Origin of the sequence: Acinetobacter sp. YH12099 (assembly GCF_013419195.1) — a bacterium.
In the GTDB taxonomy this organism is placed as follows: Bacteria; Pseudomonadota; Gammaproteobacteria; order Pseudomonadales; family Moraxellaceae; genus Acinetobacter; species Acinetobacter towneri.
On the sequence record NZ_VPAP01000003.1, the window covers coordinates 106892 to 127299 of the forward strand.

The window sequence follows — 20408 nt, forward strand, 5'->3', positions numbered from 1 at the left end:
ACAACACTAAAGGTACTTAGCTAAACATAGCTAACTAAAACCTCTTTAGCCAAAATCTCTTCAGCTAGCAGATTAATACCCACCTTCCGTTTTAATCACTTCGGCATCAGCTTTATATTTAGCCAACAACTCACGCAGCGAAGTCATCAACACACTGGTATCTACCCCAACTGCCACAAATTCTGTGCCTAAATCCAAATACTTTTGTGTCACTTCATGTTGGGTCGATAAAATCCCTGCTGCTTTGCCTGCTGCACGAATCCGTTGAATCGCATCGACCACAGCGGCTTGTACTTCTGGATGGTTCGGATTGCCTTCATAACCCATCGTGGCAGATAAATCCACCGCACCAATAAACACCCCATCAATCCCATCGACTTGTAAAATAGCATCCAGATTTTCTAAACCTGTGACCGATTCAATTTGAATGAGCAAACAAATATTTTCATGCGCTGTCGCGTAATAATTTGGAATACTGTTCCAGCGAGTTGCACGTGCTAAAGCTGCGCCTACGCCGCGAATACCTTCAGGTGGATAACGTACCGCTTTGACCATCAACTCAGCGTGTTCAACGCTTTCAACCATAGGAATCAGCAAAGTTTGTACGCCAATATCCAACAGTTGTTTAATGAGTTGCACACTGCCAATCGGCGGGCGCACCACCGCTTGAGAGGGATAAGCCGCAATACTTTGTAATTGTGACAAAGTGGTTCTTAAATCACTCGGTGCATGTTCCCCATCAATTAAAAGCCAGTCATAGCCTGCATTGGCGGCAATTTCAGTGCCATACGCATCTGCTAAACCTACCCATAAGCCAATTTGCTGCTGAGTTTTTAATTTACGCTTAAAATAATTGATATATTCCATCCATACACCTTTGGGATGCACCATGCTCAAGTTTATATTTAACGCCTATTTGCTATAAACAACCAATAGTGAAAACGTCTTGCATGATTGAATTTAACACTAAGTTTAAAGATGTTTATGTCGTGCTCATCTCATCTTAACCGCATAAATAGCACATGGATTCATTCCGTTAGCATAGCGAGGCATGTTAAGCTTTTGGCGCACACCTGCCCCAAATATAGTCTTTAAATGGAGATGATTCATGGATTTGCTCAACGTTGCACAAACTCGTTATACGACCAAAGCCTATGATGCGAGTCGCACTATTCCTGCAGAACAATTTGAGCGTTTATTAGAAATTCTGCGTTTAGCACCATCTTCCATTAATATTCAGCCGTGGCATTTTTTTATTGCAGATCGCCCTGAAGCCAAACAACGTATTGCTAAAGCTTTAGTTGGAAAGTACGCCTATAACGCCCCTAAAGTTTTAGATGCTTCGCATACCATTTTATTTTGCACCAAAGCTGACATTAGCGAATTACATTTAGAAAACCTGCTTAATCAGGATGCTGCTAGTGGACGCTTTAAAGATGAAGCCGCTAAACAAGGTCAGAAAGACAGCCGCACAGGTTATGTCGATTACTACCGCAATGAAAAAGGCGATATTCAGCGTTGGGCAGAAAATCAAACCTTTATTGCACTCGGACAAATGCTTTTGGCTGCAGGCATTGAAGGAATTGACGCAACGCCAATTGGTGGTTTTGATGAAGCAATTTTAACTCAAGAACTGCAACTAACTGAGCAAGGACTGATTCCTTCGGTTTTATTGTGTTTAGGCTATCGTAGTGAACAAGATTTTAATGCCAAACTGCCAAAATCACGCCTTGATAAACGTGAGATTTTCACGCAACTGTAAAACAAACATGCGATAACACTAGGGACAAAATTTGTCCCTATTTTTTGGTCTGAGTTTTGCTTTATCTATATTTGCAATCTGTACTCAATCTCTATCAAAAATAAAAATGAGGTGTATGATGCTCAATTTAATGCCGCTAAAACTAGAATGCCGACGTTGTAAAAAACTGTATTTATATCAAGCCAAACCAAGCTATCCAACCCTGCGCTGCCCGATCTGCGATAGAACCACAATGCTGCATGGTCTTGCAGAAACTGCAGATTTATTGCGACATCCTTTTCGCTTTATGTTGAGTTATCTTAAACCGTCATGGCATAAGCGAGGCAAAGCACACTAAGCAATGCCAAGCCTAGCCCAATAGTGGTCGTGCTTTTCAGCTTTTCTTTAAAGAACAATACACCACTGATCACGCCAAATAGCACCACTAAAATATTCATCCCTGCAAATACCACTGCAGGGCTGTCTTTGAGCAGCATGTGAGCTTTGACATACAAGGCAATATTGGCAAAATTCAGTGCACCCAAAATTAAACCTGCACTGATATTTTGCATACTGCCCATGCTTTTATCGCGGATTAAGATATAAGCCATCGCCAAAACAAAAGCACATACAAACATCAAATTCAGTGCAACTGCAAATTGCAGTCCTAAACCTGTGGTGTATTTAAGCAAAACATCAATCAGTGCATAACCCAACCAAACACAGCTCAAATATAAGATGCCTTGTTGCGCTTTAGCAGACTGCACTGCAGCACGATGCGAATACAAAATGCATAAGACCGCGATAATCCCAAGCGCGATTCCCACAATTTTCAGTTGGCTAAAATTTTCCTGAAAAATAAAATAAGCGGCTGCTAAAGACAAAACCACTGACAAACGCTGTGCAATTTCAGTTTTTAAAATACCTGCGCTGTCCAACGATTTTGCTAATGCTAAAAAGACACTGGGCAACAACACACCCAAACTAATAATGAGCCACCACGGCGTATGTTGGATTGAGATCGTGCCCAAGTTGGGTTTAAACCAGTAAAAACACAACACACTGGCACTGACATAATTCCATGTAATCATCTGCATGGGGTTAAAACCCTGCGTTTTGCAGACTTTTAATAAAATAGAGACCAGTACACTACAAAAGGCTGCGGCTACAATCAGTTCCATGACACGCTCGAGGATTGTTTTTGTTCTTGATTGGAAGTTGTGGACTCATCAGTAAAAAGCCCACAAGGACTGTGGGCTTTCGAGTTCTTAATTAAATTAAGAATTATTTGTAACGTTCAACCATTTTCTCTAAAGAAATTGGGCGAATTTTGTCTGCATTACCTGCAGTACCAAATGCTTCATAACGGTCTATACAAATTTGTTTCATTGCATCTACAGTTTTTGCGAAGAATTTACGTGGGTCAAATTCGCTTGGTTGTTCTGCCATCATACGGCGCATTGCACCAGTAGAAGCTAAACGTAAATCTGTATCGATGTTGATTTTACGCACACCATGCTTAATTGCTTCAACCAATTGCTCAACAGGTACACCATAAGTTTCTTTGATGTCACCGCCGTATTGGTTAATCACCGCCAACCATTCTTGTGGTACAGAGCTAGAGCCGTGCATTACAAGGTGTGTATTTGGCAACGCAGCATGAATTTCTTTAATACGGTCAATTGCAAGAATATCGCCTGTAGGTGGACGAGTAAACTTGTATGCACCGTGCGAAGTACCAACAGCAATCGCTAAAGCATCCACATTAGTATCTGCAACGAAGCTACGTGCTTCTTCAACAGATGTTAACAATTGAGAGTGGTCAAGTACGCCTTCTGCGCCCACGCCATCTTCTTCACCTGCCATACCTGTTTCAAGACTACCTAAACAGCCAATCTCACCTTCAACCGATACACCACACGCATGCGCCATTTGCACAGTACGACGCGTCACTTCGACGTTGTATTCATACGACGTTGGTGTTTTACCATCTTCCCCCAAAGAACCATCCATCATTACTGATGAAAAGCCTAGTTGGATCGAACGCTGACATACATCAGGGCTTGTACCGTGGTCTTGGTGCATAACCACTGGAATATGTGGCCACTCTTCAATTGCAGCCAAAATCAGGTGACGCAAGAATGGCGCACCTGCATATTTACGCGCACCTGCCGAAGCTTGAACAATTACAGGTGAATTGGTTGCATCTGCGGCTAACATAATTGCGCGCATTTGTTCTAAGTTGTTGACGTTAAACGCTGGAACGCCGTAAGCATGTTCACCGGCATGATCCAAGAGCTGGCGCAATGAAATAAGAGCCATAATATCCTCCCAAATAATGTTGGTTATTCTACCCTGTGATTTGTTTCAATTCAGCAACAAATCGCCTTTTTCAAAAAAAAGTCCCTGCAAAAGCAGGGACTTTTAAACAAATTACTACAATTTGTCGTTTTTCAGCACTTATTGCGCTTCAGAAGCAGCAACTTCTGTGTCTGCAGTCGCAACGTCAGCAGGTGCATTTGCAACGTCTTCAGGAATATCGGTGTTGCCTTCATCCAAGATTGGTTGGTCAATTGCGTCGATTGCAGCTTGTTGTTCTGGTGTAACTTGAGCGTTATCTACAACTGCAGAAGATGCATCAGTTTCAGTCGCAGGTGCGCTTTCTTTTTTTGCACAAGCAGTCAAGGCTAAAGATGCAGCAATTAAAGCAGCAAGTGTTAGTTTTTGAATCATCGTCATTTCCTACAGTTAGGTCATTCATTTACTACAGTTTATTGCATATTTATGACATTTTGATGACTACGGCATGACATAAATATAAAAAAGTTGACCGAAGTCAACCTTTTTAAAAATTATTGATAAATTTTCTAGATTTAAGCGCGTTCTAATAATACCGCAACTGCAGGTAAGGTTTTACCTTCTACAAATTCAAGGAATGCACCTCCACCTGTAGAGATATAGCCGATTTTGTCTGCAACTTCATACTTGTCAATTGCAGCTAAAGTGTCACCACCGCCTGCAATAGAGAAACCTGCAGATTCTGCAATCGCCAATGAAAGTGCTTTCGTACCTTCACCAAATTGATCAACTTCAAATACACCCACTGGGCCATTCCAAAGAATTGTTTTTGAAGTTTTTAAAATTTCAGCAAATGCTTTTGCAGTTTCTGGGCCTACGTCTAAAATCATATCGTTGTCTGCAACATCTTCAACTTTTTTCACAGTTGCTTTCGCTGCTGCCAATGAACCCAAGAAATCTTCAAAATTAATTTCAGCGGCATCTGCAACTACAACATCGGTTGGCAGTGGTACAGAAACTTTTGCGGCAATTGCTTTGGCAGTGTCAATCAAATCATTTTCACATAATGATTTGCCCACGTTATAGCCTGCTGCAGCAAGGAAAGTATTGGCAATACCACCGCCTACAATTAATTGATCGCAAATATCAGACAATGAAGTCAATACATCTAACTTAGTCGATACTTTAGAACCTGCAACAATCGCCACCATTGGTTTTTCAGGTGTTTTTAAGGCACGACCCAAAGCATCTAATTCTGCAGCCAATAATGGGCCTGCTGCTGCCACTGGTGCTAAACGTGCCACGCCTTCGGTAGAGGCTTCTGCACGGTGCGCGGTACCAAATGCATCCATCACAAATACATCACACAATGCTGCATATTTAGCGGCAAGTTCTGGGTTGTTTTTCTTTTCACCGTGGTTAAAACGGCAGTTTTCCAATAAAACGACTTGACCAGGAGCAACGTCTACACCATCTAAATAGTCAGTGATCAGTTGAACATCTTGACCTAATGCTTGGGTTAAATACGCAGCTACAGGTGCTAAAGATTGTTCAGCTTTTGGCTCACCTTCAACAGGACGACCTAAGTGAGAATACACCATCACTGCTGCACCTTTGGCAACAGCAGCTTGAATCGTTGGCAATGCCGCACGTAAACGTGCATCGCTGGTGATCACACCATTTTTAACAGGTACGTTTAAATCTTCACGAATAAGGACACGCTTACCTGCTAAATCGAGGTCAGTCATACGCTGAAAGTTCATGTATAGCTCACTTTATTGATATCAAAACGCCACGATTTTAAATGATTATGCAGAAAAAGGTTAGCAACTTTTGTAGAATTGCTGTTTAAAGCAAAAGTTTTGATTATGATAGAGAAAAGCCACCATCTTTCTCGCACTTATGTCTATTCATCCTGATCCAAATATCAATCGTTTAAATGTTTTGGGCGAATCTCTCGCCAGTTGTTGCTTTGATCCTATTACTGGATATTTTCGTAACGGTTTTTGTCATACCGCCCCAACCGATTTAGGTCAGCACACCGTTTGTGCACAAATGACCTCTGATTTTTTAAATTTCTCGCAAAAAATTGGCAATGATTTAATCACGCCAGTACCAGAAGTTGGTTTTAACGGCTTACAACCGGGTGATTTCTGGTGTATTTGCGTCACCCGTTGGGTTGAAGCCTATCAGGCAGGTCAAGCACCACCAATTAAAATTCAAGCCTGTCATCAGTCAGTATTGTCTTATGTGCCTTTAGATATTTTGATGGATTATGCGGTGTGATGATCTGATGCAACATCCTGAAATTATTTTAGCGTCTGGCAGTCAAACTCGTCAGCAATTGATGAATCGTCTGCATTTGGCGTATAAGTCAATTTCACCTGATATTGATGAATCTGCACAGGGTGAATTGCATGCAGATAATTTGGCGCGACGCTTGGCTTTTGAAAAAGCACACTGTATTGCGCAGCAATATCCTGATGCAATTGTGATTGGTTCAGATCAAGTGGCATGGCGTGAACAGCAGCCAGATATTTTTATAGGTAAACCGCTCACTTCAGAAAAAGCTATACAACAATTACAAGCCAATTCAGGTCAAACGGTTTATTTCAGCACTGCGCTGAGTGTGCAGCAGCAATCTACAGGCTTTGAACAAACGGTTGTAGAACACTACACAGTTAAATTCCGCAGCTTAACTGACAATGAAATTGCACGATATGTTGCAAAGGAACAACCGCTACACTGTGCAGGTAGTTTTATGTGCGAAGGTTTAGGTATTAGTCTGTTTGAAGCCATGCAAGGCAATGACCAAACTACCTTGATGGGTCTGCCGATGATTCAGTTATGCCGCATGTTAAGAATGCTGAATATTCAGGTTCCTTAAGTTTAAAACTGTGTAATTTAACAGCCGTGAATATTTATAAAGACTATAAATCACCTTGCCCTTTGCAGCGACAAATCAGACAATATTGAGATTATTGATAAAACTTGCTTAGGCTATTTTATGTCGCAACCTTTAGATGTTTTGGGCGGAATTACCGCAGAACAATTCCTAAGTGAATATTGGCAAAAAAAACCACTTTTGGTACGCAATGCACTCCCAGAAATTGCCAACCTACTTGAACCTAGTGATGTAATGGAACTGGCACTTGAAGAAGATGTGACTGCCCGTTTAATCAAACAAAAAGATCGCGATCCAAATCAATGGACTGTGAAATCATCACCGCTCATTAAGGCTGATTTTCAAAAAATGCCAAAGTTGTGGACGCTATTGGTACAAGCCGTTGATCATTACTCTTTTGATCTCGCTGAACTTTGGAAAAAATTTCCTTTTATTCCGCAATGGCGACGTGATGACATAATGGTGTCTTATGCCCCTAAAGGCGGCTCTGTAGGTCAGCATTTTGATTTCTACGATGTGTTTTTGCTACAAGGCTATGGACATCGTCGTTGGCAACTTGGGCAAATGTGTGATGCTGAAACTGAATTTGTCGCAGGACAACCGTTAAAATTATTGCCTGAAATGCAGGTCAATTTTGATGAAGTTCTTGCACCTGGCGATTTACTCTATGTGCCACCGGGTTTGGCACATTATGGCGTGGCGGAAGATGATTGTCTGACGTTCTCGTTCGGTTTCCGCATGCCGAATATTAGTGAAATGATGGATCGAGTGAGCGATAAATTCTCTGCCGATGAAATGTTACGCACGCCACTACAAGACCTTGTTCGTAAAAAAAGTACCCAAATTGGCGAAATGACTGCGACAGAATTGGATTATCTGAAAGCAGAATTGTGGGCGCGTTTACAAAACTCATCGGTGTTGGATGATGCGATTTTAAGCTTAATGTCTGAACCGAAATATCCTGAAAATATTCCTGAAGTAGATGAAATAGGTGTAGGCGATTTAGAAGATGCGCTAGATCAGGGTTATCAAATCATGTTGGAACCCGCCTCTCGCCTACTTTATGCAAATCAGCTAGATGAAGTTTTATTTTGGGCGAATGGTGAAGCGATTTGTGTCGCAGAAGCATCTATCCCTACGCTGCAAAAAATTGCCAATGGTGAACGCGTGCTGCTCGATGAAAACCTTTACGACGCAAATATTTTGGAAGATTTGGTACAACTGCTCAATGAATCCATTTTAATGTTGTTACCTGCTGAAGACGCTTAAAATATTCGTTTCAGCCCCCTCAAGATGATCAATTCATCTTGGGGAATTTAGATAAGCGGGATCTAAAGTTAAAACTGCCTGAATTAACGTATAGCCAGGTGTCGAATTTAATTTTAATTGCCCTCCAACCCGTTCTAAACGCATTTTCATACTGCGCATCCCAATACTCATGCCATGTTCAAGCACGCTATTGGCTTCAAAACCTACACCATCATCCTGAATTTTAAGTACCAATTGCTTAGGCGGTACAAATTGCATACTGACGGATACATGCTTGGCTTGGCTGTGTTTAATCACATTGGTTAAACTTTCTTCTAATACCCGCATCAAAGTTAAGCACTGTAACGAATTCGGCTCAATCACCCATTCATTTGGAAAATCCCACTTGGAATGAATATCCATTTCATCCATCAATTGACTAAAACGATGACGTACTGGCGCAACCCAAATTTTAGGATTTTCAGGCACTTTAGAACCAATGGAAGAACCACTATCAATAATTTGACGTAAATCATCACGCAGTAATTTCAGCATAGATAAGAACTGCTGATTACTCATGTTCTGTTCGCTTTGGTCGACCATAATCATGGAACGTACCAAAGATGCACCCAAACCATCATGCAAATCATGCGATAGATGAATCCGCTCTTGCAAACGCACATTTTCCAATTCTAAATAATGCTTTTCTGACATACTGCGTTTTAAATCATCACTGACTTCAAAAACTTTAAGCTCTAAATCTTGATTAAATTTCTCAATTTTTTGAATATTTCTTTTTAGGCGCATGCCTAAAATAATCGCAATAAATAAAGTAATTACTGGCGAGGTATACGGTGATAATGGCTGATATAAACTTGCCGTTGCCGCATTACTTAAACGAAATACATCTACACCCGCAAAAAAGCCAATCAAGGTTAAACAAAATAGCAGCAGATATACTTCTGTTTTTGGGGATTTATACGCTAAATACGCCAAATAAAAATAAACCACGCCTAGTAAGCTGGCATAACTTAAAAAGACAATCCCAAATACCAGTTTGACATAATCTAAGGGTGTTAAAAACACACAAACGATTACCGCTAAACTCAGAATAAAAATACTTTCTTCCAATATTGGCAAGCGTTGATTGACAAACCTAATTAAATACAGACTAAAAGCTAAAACATAGAGGATAAAAAAGCTTAAATTGGCTTGAGATGCCACCAATACACTTGGGTATGGAAAGGTTTCTGTGGTTAAAAAATGAGAAATAAATAATAACCAGAACATGCAACTCAACGCGAACCAACCAAAACTCTGATCACGGCGTAAAAACAGCCAAATAACCAAACATAAAATGCCTAAAGTGGCAGATAAAATCGCATTAATTTCAAATAAAGTACGTTTATTCCATATACTTTGCTGGTGCTGTTCAATATTGTTATGCACATTATTAAAACTTATTTTTCCTATACCCGCATTTTGAAATGCATATCCATTTACATAGACCAATATTTGATTTTTACCTTGTTTTAAGCCTGAAATAGGTAAAATCCAGTAACGTGGCATATTCCAGTTTTTTGACAAAGGCTCTTCTAAATGTTGACTTGCCCAAAGTAAATCTTGATTCAGATAAACTGCCCCTGCACTATTTAAAAAATTCAGTGCAAAAACGATGGGTTGATTTAAACGATGATCACGCTCACAAAACCACTCCCACTCTATTTTGTACCACGCCCCACCATTATAATTTTTCCAGCGATCATCCCAAACGTCGGGCAGTTGAACATTTTCCCAACCCGTTTCAGGTTTTTTATTATGTGATGCTGTTTTGGCAGAGCTGATTGAAAGTACATGCACATTGCAGTACTGATTAATTGGGTACACCACTTGCTGCGCATAGCTTTGCCACGCACAGAACAATAACAACACGCCCAAACCATACTGCCAAAGCCTTTGAATCATAAAAGACCTAAAGTTCTAGCGGTACTGACAGCCTTAGTGCGTTTAGTGACCGACAACTTCCGATAGATATGTTTAATATGACTTTCAACGGTATAACGCGACACAAATAATTGCTCAGCAATTTCACGGTTACTTAAGCCCTGCGCCACCAGATTTAAAATTTCTAATTCACGATTGGTGAGCTGTTCATAATGTGAGTTGAATGCTTGAGCATCGGCGCGATCTGATAAATCTTCGGTCAGCACGGGTACTTTTTGATGTGAAATTTGCGATAAAATTTCACGGGCGATAAATGGGTCTATCGGTGCACCACCTCTTAAAATGCTGCGTATTGCGATAATAATTTCAGCATCATCACGTTCTTTAAGCACATAGCCTGTTGCACCTGCTTGAATTGCAGAAAATAAGCTGTCTTGGGTGCTCCATGCAGAAATCACCAAAATTAATGCGCTTGGATCTCTAAAATGTAATTGTTCGATTAGTTCTTTACCATTGCCATCGGGCAAGCCTAAATCGACTAAAGCTAAAGCAATCGGATGATCTTCTATACACGTCATTGCAGCTTTAAGATGACTCACGAAAAATAGCATGTCATCTTGATAGCCAATATCATGCAAAATTTTTCTAAGACGTGACTGAATAATAGGCTCATCTTCAACAATTAAAACCGGTACGGGTAATATCGCTTCCATTTCTGCCATCATTCATCCCCTTGATTATGTTTGTAAATATATCAATCGTTTTGATGTAAACACTATCCCTAGAATTAAGGAGTTTTTCAAATTTAGCTTATTTTATAAACATGAGCATAGCACTGAAACATGAAACTCGAGCATGAAATAAAAAATAAATGTGAAGTACTATTTTATTTTAGAAATCGCTTCACATTTTAATGAGCAGCGCAGCATAAATATGCTTTGATGCCGAGAACAGCATCAAAGCAAATGTAGAGCCGTATTTAAAAGATGGTTGATAAATTAATAATAAGTCTTAGAGCTATGTGCATGTAAAAATGCAGGAATCAGCCCTGTTAAAGCCGCACGAATATCCGCACGTTCATTGATTAATTGATGCGAGCCTTCTTCTAACATGAGTAAGGTTTGCAGGCGGAATTTACGCCGAATAAACTCAATGTTGTAGCGCCAATCTACGGTTTGATCTTGCGCCCCTTGTGCCAACCAAACAGGAATACGGCAAGCTGGACGTTCTTCCATCTCCAACATCCATTTAGACATGGCTAAAATCCAATCCATGCCCATCATTCTAGGTTGCAGCGGGTCTTTTAAACGCACAAAGCGTAAAAATTCAGGATTATGATTATTGCGTCGGAAATGTCGCGGCACTTCACGCTTAATCCGACGGATAATGCCCAAACCAACAGAGTTATGCCACCATGCCGATTTTGCAGGACGAATCAAAGGCGATAACAACAACACACGCTCTACAAATGGATTTTCACGGCGCTGAGCAAATTCCAACAAGTGATGCATCCAAATTGCACCACCTGTACTTTGCCCAATGCCCAACCACGGTTTTGGCAATTGATCGGCATTTTTTACATATTGATAAACCGCATGTAATACTTGCTGATAATGATCAAAATTTTTGATGTTGGCAGGATAACCATCACTCAATCCATGTCCGGGCAAATCATAAGTCAAAACACTAAAGCCCTGCTCTAATAATTCTTTGACGATAGGTTGATAAATCCCGCTATGTTCCAAATAGCCATGCAGTAGAAATACCGTGCCCTGCACCTGATCAAATTTGGTTTTGCTTAAATCGGGTTGAAAAATTTGCACATGCAATTTAAACAACGGCATTTGCACATAGCCTTGCCAATGTTCACAGTCCAACAAATGAAAACCATAAAGCTGTCGATAGGCTTGTAACTCAACACTCGGTTCAAAACCACGATTCAAATTTAAAGGTTGTAGAATTTGTGGTGTGGTTTCCCGACTCGGCACTGGCAAATCTAATTGCTTCAACACGCTTGGGTTTAAAAATGGAATATCAGGCATTATGGCACCTCACGACATGCGCTAGAACCAATCAAGACATCCCGAATGGCGGCAAGCATTTCATAATTGGCACGGCGGCTGTGATCATAGTTTTGTTCACTTGGACGCCATGCGGTCAGTTGAGTCGGCATTGGAGCTTCGACAGGAATCGTTTCAATTCCATTTAAAGCAAATAAACGGCGGGTGCGTGGCATGTGATAACGGTCTGTAATCAAAATCACTGTCGGCGCCCCCCCTTTTTTTTGTAATAATAAAGAACTAAAACGTGAATTTTCACAAGTATTCATGCTGCGATCTTCTAATAATTTTGCTTCGACATCATATTTTTTTAACCAACGCTGCATATAAGGTGCTTCTACACCACTCAGTACAATCGGCAATTGATATTGTTTTACCACCGCTAGGGTCGTTTCTAAACGTAAACGTGTGTAGTCATTGACCACAATATCTTTGCCATTATCATCTAAAGTTAAGCCACCACCTAAAACCACAATCGCATAAGGTTTAGAGTTTGCAGGTATTTTTGGAATATTTTGTTGCTGAATTAAAGCAATATCTTTAAAGATTTCTTCATCTACAGGCTCACTTTCGGTTTCGGCAATTTTATGAGTGCTTAAAAACTCCAAGTATTGTTCCATGAGTACCTGATTTTCATGACTATCCAAATTGAGCAAGGCTTTTACATTTTCGGATGGGTCTTCTACAACTGCTTCAGAAGCTGCATTAGACACCAACAATGGGACTTGCGGCAACTCTTGCTCAGATGCTAATTTTTTTTGCGTTTGTTCTTCTAAAATAAGCGCTTGTAAGGCTTTATAACGAGCCTGAATTAAAGTTAAATTTTTCGAATTTTCAGATTGAATCTCTTGCTCCATCAGCTTCAAATAAGCTTGTCGGGCAATCCATAAATCTGAACCGGGTTCCAAGCTGTCTTGATCACTAAAAGCCGCCATTTGCTGACTTTTTGCTGCCACTTGATTCACTTCTACAGGTACCAAAGTGTTCAGCGTTTTGACCACCAAAGTAGAATAAAAAGGTGAATAGATAAAAATCATGAACGCTGCAAACAATACAAATAGCACGGCAGCAATTTGTACCAATCTGAGCATCCAATGATTCTGTTTCATCTTCACTTAACCTACCGGTTGATGTGCACGAATCAAACCTGTTTCATCAAATAACACAGGTTCAGGTTCTAGTGAAATACCAAAACGACTCAAAACATCTTGCTGCACAGCACGATAGGTGTGTTGCACATCTGCCAAAGTGGCATCGGCATAATTGACTAAAACCAACGCTTGTTTATGAAACATACCCACCACACCCAGTTGTTTTCCCTTCCAGCCAGCTTGATCAATCAACCAGCCTGCTGCAATTTTAACTTGCGCATTCGGCTGTGGGTAATGGGGTAAATTTGGAAATTGTGCTGCAATTTGGTCAAATTGCTGAGTCGAAATCACAGGATTTTTAAAGAAACTACCTACATTTGGATATTCTGCAGGATTAGGCAGCTTACTTTGGCGAATTTGAATGACTTGTTGCTGCAGATTTTCAGCAGTTTGCTCATCGCCTACAGCAGCTTTTAAGTCGCCATAATTTAATTTTAACGCAGCCTGTTTTAACAGTTTAAAAGTCACATGGGTAATGATGTAACGGTTGGGATGATCTTTAAAAATACTGTGTCGATAGGCAAACTGACAATCTGCAGCAACAATTGAGCTGAATTGTTGGCATTCACGATCATAGACCTGCACAGATTCAATAAACTCACCGACTTCAACGCCATAAGCACCAATATTTTGCACAGGTGAAGCGCCGACCAAACCTGGAATTAAAGCCAGATTTTGCAGACCATATAACTTTTGTTCCGTACTCCACAACACAAACTCATGCCAGACTTGTCCTGCCCCAACTTTTAGGGTGACACTTGCATCATCTTCAGCGCATTTTTCGATGCCCTGAATATCCATGTGCATGACCAAGGCATGAATATGTTCAGGCAATAACATATTGCTACCACCCGATAAAATCAGCACATTTAATTGTTCTTTCTGGGCAAATGCCAAAGCATCCTGTACATCTTGAATATTTTCAATTTTGACATAATGCGACGCAGTTGCATCTAAATTGAGCGTATTGAAAGGTTTGAGTTGCATGTTGTAGTGAATGTGCATGACTTAAACCTTCAATTCAAATTGTTGTTGTAAAACTTTCACCCATGCGCGACTACTCGACTCGCATTGATCGAGCACCCGCTCAAAACCATCGGCTTCGCCATAATATGGATCGGGTAATTCTTGCTGCGTATAATGCGGATCGTGTTCGCTCATTAAGGCTATTTCAGCGCGCAAACTGCCCAGTTCAGCTTCAGCACGGCGCATTAAAGATTGAATATTGCTTAAGTTTTCAAAATCCATCGCCAAAATCAAATCAAACTCGACAAAGTCTTGTATACGTAACTGACGCGCGCGCAATGTAGATAAGTCATAACCACGTTTGAACGCATGTTTTTGGCTGCGTAAATCTGGGGCTTTGCCTGGATGATAATTACTGGTTCCAGCAGAATCTACCAACACATTGAGTTGTTGTTCATCACAAAAATGTCGAAGTACAATTTCTGCCGTTGGAGAGCGGCAAATATTTCCCAAACAAACACATAACACCTTATATGGCGTTTTGGATGACATAAACAACCTCAAAGCTACTTTATTTTTAAGAGTCTTATGTTAAGTTATTTATGATATGAATCCTATATCGTGACCCTACAATAATGTTGAATTAAGTATAAAAATTAGGAATAAAGACGATGCAGCATTTTCAATTTCAAACAGTTGGCAACATTATTTCTGGATTGGGTTCAATTTCTGAACTAAAAACGGTTTTAACCGAAAAAAATTATAAGCGTTTGTTATTGGTCACCGATGCTGGCATTTTACAACAACAATTACATCAACCTATTTTAGAAATTTTAAAGCAACTGCAACTGGACTATGCCATTTACTCGAATGTGCAAGCCGACCCCGCAGAACAGATTGTGTTAGAAGCAGTTGATTTTGCCAAACAGCAAAATATTGATGTTGTATTAGGTTTTGGTGGGGGTAGTGCGATGGATGTCGCCAAAATTATTGCCGTGCTGAGTCATCCTGCACAAACTCAACAACTGTCAGACTTGTACGGTGTCGGCAATGCGAAAGCACCACGTTTACCGCTCATTCTAGTTTCCACTACAGCAGGCACAGGTTCAGAAGTCACACCTATTTCCATTGTCACCACAGGTGCAACCAGTAAAACAGGCATTGTTTCTCCTATTTTATATGCCGATGTTGCCATTTTAGATGCCAATTTTACCCGTCATCTACCTGCACAGATTACCGCAGCCACAGGTATAGATGCGATGGTACATGCCATTGAAGCCTATACTTCTAAAATCAAAAAAAATGCGTATTCAGATTTTCTGGCAAAACATGCGCTGCGTTTACTTGATCAAAACTTAAAATTAGTGCTTGAAGATGGCAGCAATATGCAAGCACGGCAAAACATGCTGTTTGGTTCAATGCTGGCAGGACAAGCCTTTGCCAATGCTCCTGTGGCTGCGGTACATGCGCTTGCCTATCCTTTAGGCGGACATTTCCATATTTCACATGGGCATAGCAATGCATTGGTACTAACCGAAGTTTTAAAATTTAATGCGCCTGCAGCCAAACAGTATTATGCAGAACTGATGTGTTGGTTAGACCCACGCAGTAAAGGCTGCACAGATGGATTATGTGATTTGTTTATTGATCATTTACAAAATCATTTAGATCAAAGTGGCTTGGTGTTAAAACTCAATGCCCTAGGCATAGCAGAAAACATGCTGCCACAACTGGCAGAAGATGCGATGCTGCAAAGCCGTTTATTGCAAAACAACCCGAGAGCAATGCAAATGCAGGATGCGTTACAGATTTACCAAGCCATTTATGCCTAACATTTACGCTTAACGTTCTGTATTTAACTTTCTACATTTATTTGGGATGATTTCCACCCATTAAAGCATGACACCACGTCGATAAAAATATAGGTAAACTTGTGAAACCTGACACCAAAACCCGTGAGCAATACGCTTTTTTCTTTCCCATCCAAACTCGCTGGGCAGACAACGATATGTATGGACATGTCAATAATGTCACTTATTACAGCTATTTTGACAGCGCAGCCAATGCCCTACTGATGCAAAAAGCAGGCTTTGAACCCAAACGATCACCCTGTATTGGTTTAGTGGTCAATTCCACCTGTCATTTTTTGCAGGAATTGTCCTATCCTGAAATGATTGAAGTAGGTGTTGCTATTCAAAAAATTGGAAACTCATCCTTAATTTATGATTTGGCAATTTTTAAAAACAATCAAAATCTTGCCGCTGCACAAGGACAAGTGGTGCATGTATTTGTAGATCGAATTACACGCCAAAACTGCCCGATTCCTGACTCCATCCGCGAAGCATTACAGCCATATAAAAGCACAGATTCAGCTTGCGCTTAGCAAAAAATAAGGCTGGTTTGACCCAGCCTTAAAATTCTGCAAACAAAAGCTAACAACAGGTTATTTCAACTGAATGTTATGTAATTCGCCATCAAAGTTTTGCAAAATATCTTTCACAATCGGTTCTTGATGCAATAAATTTTCAGCCCGTTGATAAGCGCGTTGTTTGCGCTGTTGCTGCAAAATGTACGGTGTCGTGTCATCCACATTTTCATATTGCACTTTAAACAGAGTTTTACTCCACTGTTCTTTTAAAGCACTTTCTAAAGCATGTTGCAGTTGAGTCAATAACTGCTGATATTGCTCAGGAATATGAAAAACCGATTCAGCATTAATCTGCCCCGTCATTACGCCATGCTGCGCCAATTCTTGCACGGCAGGTGACAACTCGCTGTGTCTAAACCAATATTCCCACTTGTCTAAAGTCCACTCACCTTCTAAAACTTGCGGCTGTAAACGCAGAATATCCTGCGGCATTAATTGATCATCGGCATTAGATGCTATGGTTTGCTGCGGTTGTGCTGTCGCACTGGCAACATTCGGTTCGACTTCAGTCGCTGCTAAATCAAATAAAGCGGTTTCTGCATTACTTACATTTTGTGTAATTGACGGTGAAGCATTATTCGATTGTAGTGTAGATGAAACTAGCGATGTTTCGACTGATGCAGCAAGATCACCTAACGGTGCAACGGCATCAAAACTTTCCAGTAAAAAATCATCATGACTTTGCACATCAGATGTAGTGCTTACCGATGAGGCATCTTCATCTAAACCAAACAATTGTGCATCTGCATTTGGATCAAACACGATAGATTCAGATTGCTTATCCTCAGCCTGTATTGCAGTTTCTTCATTCACTGCAGGTTCTGACATAGATTCTGGTGAAATCGCAGCTGTTGAGTGTAGCGCTTGCGGAGTCGATTGTTGCGCTTGAATCGACTGTTGATCTTGATGTGTTAAAGCTTCAGGCTCATCCTCATCTAAAAAATCATCTGAAGAAGGTTCTGCAACACTGGTTTGTGTCGTGGTGTGATCTGAATAATCGTCATCCTCATAGTCAAATCCATCAAGATCAGGTGTTGCAACCGCATCTAATTCAGTTACATGCTGTTCCGCTTGTGCTGTATTTTGAGTTGCCACAGCTTGTGGAGTTTGCTCCATTTGAGCAACTGGCTGGGAAGCCGCTGTTTGTGCAGTATTTTGTGGCGCAGCAACCAACACTTCATTGGCTTGCAAAGGTCGAAATGCCAGTAAACGCAGTACACACATTTCAAAGCCTTGTTCTTGGGTTACGGCAATTTGTAAATCGGCGCGTCCTTTACAAGCAATTTGATAATACAACTGTAAATCTTGTGCAGAGATCAGACCCGCAAGCTGCTGAATTTTTTGATTAATTTCAGCACTGTATTTTAGGTTTAAATCTGGCAGATATTGCATGATTGCCAATTCATGCAGTGTCGAAATTAACTGATCCAACACCAAAGACACATCTAAAGCTTGCTGTCTAAATTGTAATAACAACTGACTCACACGCTGCTGTTGGTTTTGATGAATCGCTAAAATCAAATCATAGATAATGGTGCGATCAATCAAGCCCAGCATGTCTTTGACATCTTGATGATGAATTTCACCCTGACCATAAGCAATGGCTTGGTCTGTCAAAGACATCGCATCACGCAAAGAACCTTGCGCAGATTCAGCAATCTGCCAAATTGCATCTTGCTCTGCAACAATCTGTTCTTTGGCTAAAATATCCGTTAAATGACTGGTAATTTCATCGACCTGCAATGGACGCAAAGTAAATTGCAAACAGCGCGAAATCACAGTAATAGGGAGTTTTTGTGGGTCTGTGGTCGCAAACAGAAACTTCACATGCTCAGGCGGTTCTTCCAAAGTTTTTAGCAAAGCATTGAACGAATGCGTAGACAGCATGTGCACTTCGTCAATCAGATAAACCTTAAAACGTCCCTGAGTCGGTGCATAAGGTACGTTATCGAGCAACTCACGTGTGTCTTCAACCTTAGTACGTGACGCCGCATCAATTTCGATTAAATCAATAAAACGACCTTCATTGACCGCAGTACAGGTCGGACACACTTCACATGGGGTAGATGTCACGCCTGTTTCACAGTTCAGGCATTTGGCCAAAATACGCGCAATGGTAGTTTTACCTACACCACGTGTTCCCGTAAAAAGATAAGCATGGTGCAAACGCCCACGTTCCAAAGCACTGGTCAATGCCCGTGATACATGGTTTTGTCCCACCAATTCATTAAAATTACGAGGACGATATTTACGCGCAAGTACCTGATACATGAATGCTCCTTTTTACAGGTCTAAGCATACTGTTTTTTTGGCAAAGAGTGAACGTACAATCACGCCTAAAACCAGCCTTTACGCCCTTGCAATTGCCGATCTGCACAGCGAATGGCTTCCTGACTCAGTCCCCAAAGTCGATAATCACCAATTAAAGAACCTGCAGCAAAATTATGGGTATAGGCAAAACTGAGTTGACGGTCAGGATCACACCACGCGCCTGAACCATTAAAACCCATGTGTCCAAAACCGTGAGAGCGCTTACCCAAACTTAATACACGGTGATAGCCTAATCGCCAATGCATCGGGATAGGCATAACTCGATCACGCTGCACATATTGCACTTGGCTTAATTGCTGAAAAACTTCAGGCTGAACCAATTGCTGACCCTGCCATGATCCACCCTGCGCCAACATGGCATAAATACGTGCCAAACTTTGGGCAGTAAATACACCATTGGCAGCAGGAATCACAGCTTGCAAACCAGTATCACTAAAAAAACTAAAATTTTTCATGCCTTTGGGAATCATGCCATCCTGAAAGTCTTGCGGATTTTGCCCACTCCATGCAATGACTTTATCGAATATTGATACAGGACGTTTGCTCGATTTAGCTTGGTTTTGAACTTTAGCTGTCTGTTTATTTGTGGGTGATGAATCTGTTTGCACTGATGTCACAGCAGTTTTAAATGGTCGTGCGACACGCGAAAGCTCAGACGCAGGCACACCAAAATACGCCCCATCCAAAGCCAAAGATTCAACCAAGTATTGCTGCATCAATTCAGCCAATGTTTGACCTGTAGCTTTTTCTAAAATCCCACCGACCAGCCAGCCAAAAGTTAAAGGTTGATACGCTGCCTCACTTGCTACATCAAAACGTGGCTTGGCTTGAGCCAACACATCCAGCATGTGCGACCAATCTGCCATTTCAGTCGCATCGGCAATGATATTACGGATGTCATATAAACCACTTTGATGACTCAGCACATGCCTTAAGGTCATCAATGCTTTGCCATTTTGGGCGAATTCAGGCCAGTATATATAAATGGGAGTATCGTAATCGACCAGTCCTTGACTGACCAAAATATGTGCCAGTGTCGCTAATACACCTTTGCCTGTGGAATAACATACCGATAACGTATCGGCTTGCCAGTCTTCATCTGGCGACTTTTTACCTGTGTAAATATCGACGACTTTCTGACCTTGAAAGTACACCGCTAAAGCAGCCCCGCCCTGTTGGCTACGTGCATTTTGCAAACGGCTAAATTGCATCGCTAAATCATGAAACTCAGGTGCAACCCATCCACGATAATTTTCAGTTTCAGCAAAAATATAATCCTTTAAATGTTGCATCGTCCTGTCTATCTCGTTTTTATTATTAATAAAAAGCTAGCGCA

The 20408-nt window shown here is 40.9% G+C and carries 20 protein-coding genes; 7 read left to right on the top strand and 13 right to left on the bottom strand.

The window, feature by feature from the left end; all coding sequences use genetic code 11:
* Positions 1-72 precede the first annotated feature (72 nt).
* The gene (gene hpaI / locus FTU39_RS03495; protein WP_096900940.1) at positions 73-867 is read right to left on the bottom strand and encodes a 4-hydroxy-2-oxoheptanedioate aldolase; all 795 of its coding nucleotides are present in this window, start codon (positions 865-867) and stop codon (positions 73-75) included.
* Between the two features lie 241 nt (positions 868-1108).
* Here hpaI and nfsB point away from each other — a divergent pair, with 241 nt between their 5' ends.
* Positions 1109-1762 carry an oxygen-insensitive NAD(P)H nitroreductase gene (gene nfsB, locus FTU39_RS03500; RefSeq protein WP_004973304.1) on the top strand — a complete coding sequence of 218 codons (654 nt, stop codon included), beginning with the start codon at positions 1109-1111 and terminating at the stop codon, positions 1760-1762.
* A 118-nt stretch (positions 1763-1880) separates the two neighbouring features.
* A complete protein-coding gene (locus FTU39_RS03505) occupies positions 1881-2099 on the top strand; it encodes a hypothetical protein (RefSeq protein WP_004973302.1) in 219 nt (72 codons plus the stop codon).
* Here FTU39_RS03505 and FTU39_RS03510 read toward each other — a convergent pair.
* The 4 genes from FTU39_RS03510 to FTU39_RS03525 all read right to left on the bottom strand — a co-directional run bounded on the left by FTU39_RS03510 (position 2062) and on the right by FTU39_RS03525 (position 5802).
* Complete coding sequence (locus FTU39_RS03510) at positions 2062-2922, bottom strand: DMT family transporter (RefSeq protein ID WP_154320705.1); 861 nt, start codon at positions 2920-2922, stop codon at positions 2062-2064. The two genes, FTU39_RS03505 and FTU39_RS03510, sit on opposite strands and share 38 nt — an antisense overlap.
* Before the next feature lie 103 nt (positions 2923-3025).
* Positions 3026-4063 carry a class II fructose-bisphosphate aldolase gene (gene fba / locus FTU39_RS03515; protein ID WP_004973298.1) on the bottom strand — a complete coding sequence of 346 codons (1038 nt, stop codon included), beginning with the start codon at positions 4061-4063 and terminating at the stop codon, positions 3026-3028.
* A gap of 138 nt (positions 4064-4201) precedes the next feature.
* Positions 4202-4474, bottom strand: a complete 273-nt coding sequence (locus FTU39_RS03520; protein WP_131260911.1) for a hypothetical protein — start codon at positions 4472-4474, stop codon at positions 4202-4204.
* A 140-nt stretch (positions 4475-4614) separates the two neighbouring features.
* Positions 4615-5802: a phosphoglycerate kinase gene (locus FTU39_RS03525; protein ID WP_004973295.1), complete on the bottom strand. Its 1188-nt coding sequence runs from the start codon at positions 5800-5802 to the stop codon at positions 4615-4617.
* Between the two features lie 139 nt (positions 5803-5941).
* On the opposite strand from FTU39_RS03525, the gene FTU39_RS03530 reads away from it, so the two are divergent.
* From FTU39_RS03530 to FTU39_RS03540, 3 genes are all read left to right on the top strand, one after another.
* Entirely contained in the window at positions 5942-6325 is a 384-nt protein-coding gene (locus FTU39_RS03530) for a DUF2237 family protein (protein WP_004973294.1), read from the top strand.
* A gap of 7 nt (positions 6326-6332) precedes the next feature.
* Entirely contained in the window at positions 6333-6926 is a 594-nt protein-coding gene (locus tag FTU39_RS03535; protein ID WP_026438423.1) for a nucleoside triphosphate pyrophosphatase, read from the top strand.
* Between the two features lie 120 nt (positions 6927-7046).
* Complete coding sequence (locus tag FTU39_RS03540) at positions 7047-8213, top strand: cupin domain-containing protein (RefSeq protein ID WP_004973287.1); 1167 nt, start codon at positions 7047-7049, stop codon at positions 8211-8213.
* A 33-nt stretch (positions 8214-8246) separates the two neighbouring features.
* On the opposite strand, the gene FTU39_RS03545 is transcribed toward FTU39_RS03540, so the two are convergent.
* The 6 genes from FTU39_RS03545 to FTU39_RS03570 all read right to left on the bottom strand — a co-directional run bounded on the left by FTU39_RS03545 (position 8247) and on the right by FTU39_RS03570 (position 14865).
* Entirely contained in the window at positions 8247-10157 is a 1911-nt protein-coding gene (locus tag FTU39_RS03545; RefSeq protein ID WP_180051730.1) for an ATP-binding protein, read from the bottom strand.
* Positions 10154-10858, bottom strand: coding sequence for a response regulator transcription factor (locus FTU39_RS03550; RefSeq protein ID WP_004973283.1), 705 nt, complete (start codon positions 10856-10858; stop codon positions 10154-10156). The genes FTU39_RS03545 and FTU39_RS03550 overlap by 4 nt, the downstream gene beginning before the upstream one ends.
* Before the next feature lie 276 nt (positions 10859-11134).
* Positions 11135-12178, bottom strand: coding sequence for an alpha/beta hydrolase (locus tag FTU39_RS03555; protein WP_096900878.1), 1044 nt, complete (start codon positions 12176-12178; stop codon positions 11135-11137).
* On the bottom strand, positions 12178-13305 hold the full coding sequence (locus tag FTU39_RS03560) for a YdcF family protein (RefSeq protein WP_154320702.1): 1128 nt from the start codon (positions 13303-13305) through the stop codon (positions 12178-12180). Before FTU39_RS03560 ends, FTU39_RS03555 begins: the two co-directional genes overlap by 1 nt.
* Before the next feature lie 6 nt (positions 13306-13311).
* On the bottom strand, positions 13312-14352 hold the full coding sequence (gene murB / locus FTU39_RS03565) for a UDP-N-acetylmuramate dehydrogenase (RefSeq protein ID WP_004973280.1): 1041 nt from the start codon (positions 14350-14352) through the stop codon (positions 13312-13314).
* Between the two features lie 3 nt (positions 14353-14355).
* Positions 14356-14865, bottom strand: a complete 510-nt coding sequence (locus FTU39_RS03570; RefSeq protein WP_004973278.1) for a low molecular weight protein-tyrosine-phosphatase — start codon at positions 14863-14865, stop codon at positions 14356-14358.
* Between the two features lie 119 nt (positions 14866-14984).
* Here FTU39_RS03570 and FTU39_RS03575 point away from each other — a divergent pair, with 119 nt between their 5' ends.
* Together FTU39_RS03575 and FTU39_RS03580 are read left to right on the top strand one after the other, a co-directional pair.
* Positions 14985-16145: an iron-containing alcohol dehydrogenase gene (locus tag FTU39_RS03575; protein ID WP_004973276.1), complete on the top strand. Its 1161-nt coding sequence runs from the start codon at positions 14985-14987 to the stop codon at positions 16143-16145.
* A gap of 101 nt (positions 16146-16246) precedes the next feature.
* Complete coding sequence (locus FTU39_RS03580) at positions 16247-16696, top strand: thioesterase family protein (protein WP_004973275.1); 450 nt, start codon at positions 16247-16249, stop codon at positions 16694-16696.
* Between the two features lie 60 nt (positions 16697-16756).
* Here FTU39_RS03580 and dnaX read toward each other — a convergent pair whose 3' ends face one another.
* Entirely contained in the window at positions 16757-19012 is a 2256-nt protein-coding gene (gene dnaX / locus FTU39_RS03585) for a DNA polymerase III subunit gamma/tau (protein WP_180051731.1), read from the bottom strand.
* Between the two features lie 65 nt (positions 19013-19077).
* Positions 19078-20364: a serine hydrolase gene (locus tag FTU39_RS03590; RefSeq protein WP_180051732.1), complete on the bottom strand. Its 1287-nt coding sequence runs from the start codon at positions 20362-20364 to the stop codon at positions 19078-19080.
* Between the last annotated feature and the right edge of the window lie 44 nt (positions 20365-20408).

Excerpts from the sequence above, each read along its gene's own strand:
- hpaI (WP_096900940.1), bottom strand. The coding sequence starts at position 867 with ATGGAATATATCAATTATTTTAAGCGTAAATTAAAAACTCAGCAGCAA.
- nfsB (WP_004973304.1), top strand. The coding sequence starts at position 1,109 with ATGGATTTGCTCAACGTTGCACAAACTCGTTATACGACCAAAGCCTAT.
- FTU39_RS03505 (WP_004973302.1), top strand. The coding sequence starts at position 1,881 with ATGCTCAATTTAATGCCGCTAAAACTAGAATGCCGACGTTGTAAAAAA.
- FTU39_RS03510 (WP_154320705.1), bottom strand. The coding sequence starts at position 2,922 with ATGGAACTGATTGTAGCCGCAGCCTTTTGTAGTGTACTGGTCTCTATT.
- fba (WP_004973298.1), bottom strand. The coding sequence starts at position 4,063 with ATGGCTCTTATTTCATTGCGCCAGCTCTTGGATCATGCCGGTGAACAT.
- FTU39_RS03520 (WP_131260911.1), bottom strand. The coding sequence starts at position 4,474 with ATGATTCAAAAACTAACACTTGCTGCTTTAATTGCTGCATCTTTAGCC.
- FTU39_RS03525 (WP_004973295.1), bottom strand. The coding sequence starts at position 5,802 with ATGAACTTTCAGCGTATGACTGACCTCGATTTAGCAGGTAAGCGTGTC.
- FTU39_RS03530 (WP_004973294.1), top strand. The coding sequence starts at position 5,942 with ATGTCTATTCATCCTGATCCAAATATCAATCGTTTAAATGTTTTGGGC.
- FTU39_RS03535 (WP_026438423.1), top strand. The coding sequence starts at position 6,333 with ATGCAACATCCTGAAATTATTTTAGCGTCTGGCAGTCAAACTCGTCAG.
- FTU39_RS03540 (WP_004973287.1), top strand. The coding sequence starts at position 7,047 with ATGTCGCAACCTTTAGATGTTTTGGGCGGAATTACCGCAGAACAATTC.
- FTU39_RS03545 (WP_180051730.1), bottom strand. The coding sequence starts at position 10,157 with ATGATTCAAAGGCTTTGGCAGTATGGTTTGGGCGTGTTGTTATTGTTC.
- FTU39_RS03550 (WP_004973283.1), bottom strand. The coding sequence starts at position 10,858 with ATGGCAGAAATGGAAGCGATATTACCCGTACCGGTTTTAATTGTTGAA.
- FTU39_RS03555 (WP_096900878.1), bottom strand. The coding sequence starts at position 12,178 with ATGCCTGATATTCCATTTTTAAACCCAAGCGTGTTGAAGCAATTAGAT.
- FTU39_RS03560 (WP_154320702.1), bottom strand. The coding sequence starts at position 13,305 with ATGAAACAGAATCATTGGATGCTCAGATTGGTACAAATTGCTGCCGTG.
- murB (WP_004973280.1), bottom strand. The coding sequence starts at position 14,352 with ATGCACATTCACTACAACATGCAACTCAAACCTTTCAATACGCTCAAT.
- FTU39_RS03570 (WP_004973278.1), bottom strand. The coding sequence starts at position 14,865 with ATGTCATCCAAAACGCCATATAAGGTGTTATGTGTTTGTTTGGGAAAT.
- FTU39_RS03575 (WP_004973276.1), top strand. The coding sequence starts at position 14,985 with ATGCAGCATTTTCAATTTCAAACAGTTGGCAACATTATTTCTGGATTG.
- dnaX (WP_180051731.1), bottom strand. The coding sequence starts at position 19,012 with ATGTATCAGGTACTTGCGCGTAAATATCGTCCTCGTAATTTTAATGAA.
- FTU39_RS03590 (WP_180051732.1), bottom strand. The coding sequence starts at position 20,364 with ATGCAACATTTAAAGGATTATATTTTTGCTGAAACTGAAAATTATCGT.